Origin of the sequence: Bradyrhizobium vignae, from assembly GCF_004114425.1 — a bacterium.
Classification (GTDB): Bacteria; Pseudomonadota; Alphaproteobacteria; order Rhizobiales; family Xanthobacteraceae; genus Bradyrhizobium; species Bradyrhizobium vignae.
In genome coordinates this window covers 1-2,792 of sequence record NZ_RDQF01000128.1, presented here as the reverse complement: position 1 = coordinate 2,792, position 2,792 = coordinate 1, and the positions used below count along the sequence as shown (strand labels likewise).

The following is a 2,792-nucleotide window of genomic DNA, read 5'->3' as shown; positions in this document are numbered from 1 at the left end:
GCAGCACCGGCTCCCGTGTCTCCGCTCATCTGTGACGCCTCCGCGAATCGGCGTCACAAACAGAATCACAGGCGATTCAACCGATGCAAATCCTACGCACGAGATGTGGGTAATCGAAAGCCGGTGATGGCCGCCTTTCCGGATAGCGCTTGAGGGTGAGATGATTTGCTCATTAATTCGCAAACAAATGAGCAAACGTGACGACGGTTACGGTTCTATCCGGTCCAGAGCGGCGACGGCGGTGGACGAGTGCCGAGAAGCTTCGGATCGTGGAGGAGAGTCTGGCGCCTGGGGCCAGTGTTGTCGAGGTTGCTCGGCGACATGACGTTCACCGCAATCTGGTTACGGCCTGGCGGCGGCAGGCGCGGACCGGCGTCCTCGCTTGCGGGCCCGAGCCGATGCAGCGGCAGGATGGCGAAGTCCGTTTTGCGGCAGTCTCCATTGCGCCAGACCGGCAATCGTTGACGGCGCCCTCCGGAAGCTGCGGTGCGATCGAGATTGAGTTCGCGGCCGGGGCTCGGATGCGGATCACCGGCGCGGTTGACGCGGCGACGCTGAGCGCAGTCGTGGCAGCGCTGACGGATGGACGGCCGCGATGATCCCGTTGCCGGCCGGCGTGCGGGTATGGCTCGCGACCGGCCATACCGACATGCGGAAGGGCTTTCCATCGCTGGCGTTGCAGGTTCAGGAGATCTTGCATCGCGACCCGCTGGGCGGCCACCTGTTTTGCTTCCGCGGTCGCCGGGGCAATCTTTTGAAGGTCATCTGGCATGACGGCCAGGGCGCCTGCCTGTTCACGAAGCGTCTGGAGCGGGGGCGGTTCATCTGGCCGAGCCCGGCGGAGGGTGTGGTGACGATCTCGTCGGCGCAGCTCGGCTATCTCTTGTCCGGGATCGACTGGCGGCACCCACAAGAGACGTGGCGGCCGACATCGGTCGGGTGAGGCTTTGAGCTTCCCGGATCGTGATGGATGTGATTCCATCATCGTCGTGACCACATCTGAATCGCTCCCCACCGATCTTGCCGCCGCGCATGCGATGATCCTCGCGGAGCGCGCCGCTCGTCTTCAAGCGGAAGCGGTCGCGGCGAGCGCCAAAGCGGAAGCTGCCGACGCGAAGGCGGCCGAGGCCCTGATCAGTTACCTCAAGCTCGAGATCGAGAAGCTGCGTCGCCAGATTTATGGCAGCCGCTCGGAGCGCAAGGCACGGCTCCTGGAACAGATGGAGCTTGAGCTCGAAGAGTTGGAAGCAACCGCAACCGAAGACGAGTTGGCGGCCGAGAGGGCGGCGGCCAAGACACAGACCGTCAGGTCCTTCCAGCGCAAGCGGCCGTCGCGCAAACCATTCCCGGACCATTTACCGCGCGAGCGTGTCGTGATCGCCGCACCGCAGAGCTGCCCTTGCTGCGGCTCATCGAAGCTCTCAAAGCTGGGCGAAGACATCACCGAGACGCTGGAGGTTGTTCCCCGACGGTGGAAGGTGATCCAGACGGTGCGCGAGAAGTTCTCGTGCCGGGATTGCGAGAGGATCACCCAGCCGCCAGCGCCCTTCCACGTGACACCGCGCGGCTTTGCCGGGCCGAACCTGCTGGCAATGATCCTGTTCGAGAAGTTTGGCCAGCATCAGCCCTTGAACCGGCAGAGCGAGCGCTACGCCCGGGAGGGCATCGACCTAAGCCTGTCGACACTGGCTGACCAGGTCGGCGCCTGTGCGGCGGCCCTGCAGCCGCTTTATCGGCTGATCGAGCGTCATGTCCTCTCCGCCGAGCGGCTGCATGGCGACGACACCACGGTGCCGATCCTGGCCAAGGGCCAGACGCTCAAGGGACATATCTGGACCTACGTTCGCGACGACCGGCCGTTTGGCGGACGGGCGCCGCCGGCCGCGCTCTATTACGCCTCGCGCGACCGACGGCAGGAGCATCCCACACGGCATCTCCAAAGCTTCTCCGGCATCCTGCAGGCCGACGCCTATAGTGGCTACAACGAGCTGTATGAGGCCTCGCGCGCGCAGGGGCCGATCACGTCCGCACTCTGTTGGGCCCACGCCAGGCGCCAGTTCTTCGAGCTGGCGGACATCGCGGCCAATGCGAGGCGCGACAAGAATGCCGCAGGGATCTCGGCGATTGCCCTGGAGGCGGTCAAGCGCATCGATGCGCTGTTCGACATCGAGCGCGGCATCAACGGCCAAAGCGCCGAAGAGCGTCTGCGCATGCGCAAGGAGCAAAGCGCCCAGCTTTTGACGGCATTGGAAGCATGGCTGCGCGAGCAGCGTGCCCGGCTGTCGAACTCCTCATCGGTCGCCAAGCCAATCGATTACATGCTGCGCCGCTGGGACCGGTTTGCTCGCTTCATAGACGACGGGCGGGTCTGCCTGACAAACAATGCAGCGGAGCGGGCGCTGCGCGGCTTTGCCCTGGGCCGCAAGTCATGGCTCTTCGCCGGCTCCGAACGTGGTGCCGAGCGCGCCGCCACCATGGCGACGCTCATCATGACGGCAAAGCTCAATGACCTCGATCCGCAAGCCTGGCTGGCGGACGTCTTGGCCCGCATCGCAAGCACACCGCAAGGTCGGCTCAATGAGCTGCTGCCTTGGGAATGGAAGAGAACCCCCGTTCAGTCTGCGGCCTGATCGGGCCACCGCACAACGCGATGATCCCGCGGCCCTCACCGGCTTTCGATTACCCACATCTCGTGCGTAGGATTTGCATCGGTTGAATCGCCTGTGATTCTGTTTGTGACGCCGATTCGCGGAGGCGTCACAGATGAGCGGAGACACGGGAGCCGGTGCTGC

The 2,792-nt window shown here is 64.4% G+C and carries 3 protein-coding genes; all 3 read left to right on the top strand.

Going from position 1 to position 2,792, the window contains the following annotated elements; genetic code table 11:
* The first annotated feature begins 197 nt into the window (after positions 1-197).
* The 3 genes from tnpA (at position 198) to tnpC (ending at position 2,630) form a co-directional block, all read left to right on the top strand.
* Positions 198-599, top strand: coding sequence for an IS66-like element accessory protein TnpA (gene tnpA, locus EAV90_RS38955; protein ID WP_129146458.1), 402 nt, complete (start codon positions 198-200; stop codon positions 597-599).
* Positions 596-943, top strand: a complete 348-nt coding sequence (tnpB, locus tag EAV90_RS38950) for an IS66 family insertion sequence element accessory protein TnpB (protein WP_027520144.1) — start codon at positions 596-598, stop codon at positions 941-943. The genes tnpA and tnpB overlap by 4 nt, the downstream gene beginning before the upstream one ends.
* Positions 944-1,037: 94 nt before the next feature.
* Positions 1,038-2,630 carry an IS66 family transposase gene (gene tnpC, locus EAV90_RS38945; RefSeq protein WP_129146459.1) on the top strand — a complete coding sequence of 531 codons (1,593 nt, stop codon included), beginning with the start codon at positions 1,038-1,040 and terminating at the stop codon, positions 2,628-2,630.
* The last annotated feature ends 162 nt before the right edge of the window (positions 2,631-2,792 follow it).